The 528-nt window shown below is 61.0% G+C and carries 1 pseudogene; it reads right to left on the bottom strand.

The features are described from left to right. Positions 1-297 precede the first annotated feature (297 nt). Positions 298-528 (bottom strand): annotated as a pseudogene (locus V8324_RS22580) (IS91 family transposase); the annotation flags it as partial.

The following is a 528-nucleotide window of genomic DNA, read 5'->3' on the forward strand; positions in this document are numbered from 1 at the left end:
GTCTAAGGTTTGTGGCTGCTGGATGCGCGCCATTCAGCGGCGATAAACCTGACAAGGAGGAAAGCGCGGGCGGGTTTCAGTGTTATGGGGATTGTTGCTCAGGTCTTGGGCAGTCGATGCGTCGATCTTCGCGGCCTTTTTCGTCTGGGAAGGTCAGCCCGTCGATTTCTGCAGACCGATTGCGTCTCTCGTGCCTTGTTTCGCCGCTCTGGGCCCGTTGCAGTGGAGGTTTCAGTGGGATGGCCGCACTGAAGGACCCGACGCCTCGAGATCGCAGGGCCGGGTGTGACGGATGGATCATGCGGCGTCCTCCCATGGCGGTGCGCGCGATCTCGGGGTTTGGCCGCGGGTGAAGGTTTCAATGACGATCATCGCGCCACCGCAGTTCAGGCATGTCTTGCGCGGGTCTCGCTCGGACGCATCGGCGTGCTCGTCTTCGCCGGTCGTCCGAACGGGCCTTGGCTCTGTATCGATAAGACATCTGATCTTCTCGATCTTGTTGCGACGGATGCCGTTGGCCAGGAAGCC

Source organism: Roseovarius sp. D22-M7 (assembly GCF_037083785.1).
In the GTDB taxonomy this organism is placed as follows: domain Bacteria; phylum Pseudomonadota; class Alphaproteobacteria; order Rhodobacterales; family Rhodobacteraceae; genus Roseovarius.